This window comes from Micromonospora rubida, assembly GCF_009908295.1.
GTDB classification, from domain to species: Bacteria; Actinomycetota; Actinomycetes; order Mycobacteriales; family Micromonosporaceae; genus Micromonospora; species Micromonospora rubida.
In genome coordinates, this window is the sequence record NZ_JAAALO010000031.1 from 1 (window position 1) to 1,242 (window position 1,242).

The following is a 1,242-nucleotide window of genomic DNA, read 5'->3' on the forward strand; positions in this document are numbered from 1 at the left end:
GGGACTGCGTAGATTTCCGTGTTTGACCTGGGTGTGGTCCGTTGGACAGGACGTTGATCCTGTCCGGGAAGGACCATGTCATGGCAGACAAGAAGAACGCTGTTCAGCTTCCGCGGCCGACGGCGGTGGAGGTGGAGTTCGCTCAGCAGTTGGTGGAGCGGGCCAAGGCTGACGGAGTCTCGTTGGTCGGGCCGGGTGGGCTCCTCGCAGGGATCACTCGGACCGTCCTGGAATCAGCGCTCGACGCCGAACTGGATGCCCATCTTGACGAGGCCGGTGTGGACGACACGACCGGTCGGCGGGCCAACGTGCGTAACGGTCACGGGGCGAAGACGGTGCAGACCGAGGTCGGGCCGGTGCGGATCCAGGTGCCGCGGGATCGGGCCGGGTCGTTCACGCCGCGGATCGTGCCCAAGCACGCCCGCCGCCTGGACGGGTTCAACGAGGCGATCCTGTCGCTGTATGCCAAAGGATTGACGACCGGGGAGATCTCCGCGCATCTGGCTGACGTGTATGACGCCGAGGTGTCCCGGGAGTTGATCAGCCGGGTCACCGACAGTGTCCTGGACGAGATGGAGGCCTGGCGGCAACGGCCCCTGGACCGGATCTATCCGGTGGTGTTCATCGACGCCCTGGTGATGAAGATCCGCCAGGGGCAGGTCGCGAACCGGCCCGTCTACGTCGTGGTCGGCATCAGCCTCGACGGGGAACGTGACGTGCTGGGCATGTGGGCCGGCAGCGGCGGCGAAGGCGCCAAGCAGTGGGCCGGCTACCTCACCGAACTACGTAACCGCGGTGTCGAGGACGTGTTCATGGTCTGCTCCGACGGCTTCAAGGGCATGACCACCGCGATCGAGCAGGTCTGGCCGCAGGCGGTGCACCAGCAGTGCGTCGTCCATTTGGTGCGGGCGTCGCTGCGATACACCAACCGCAAGGACTGGCAGAAGATCACCCCCGCGTTGCGGGAGATCTACACCGCCCCCACCGTCGCGGCCGCGGAGGCCCGTTTCGAGGCGTTCGCCGCCGAGTTCGGTGACCAGTACCCTGCCGTCATCCGCCTGTGGCGGACCTCCTGGCCGCAGTTCGTGCCGTTCCTGGACTACGACCACGAGGTCCGCAAGGTTCTCTACACCACCAACATCATCGAGAGCCTCAACGCCCGGTTCCGGCAGGCCGCCCGCAGGCGAGGGCACTTCCCGACCGAGCAGGCCGCGATGAAGGTCCTCTACCTCGTCGTCCAGC

The 1,242-nt window shown here is 66.4% G+C and carries 1 protein-coding gene; it reads left to right on the forward strand.

The genetic code is table 11. The annotated features are described in order from the left end of the window. Window positions 1-80: 80 nt before the first annotated feature. On the forward strand, window positions 81-1,242 hold a 1,162-nt coding region (locus GVV04_RS31935), incomplete at its 3' end, for an IS256 family transposase (RefSeq protein WP_161692718.1).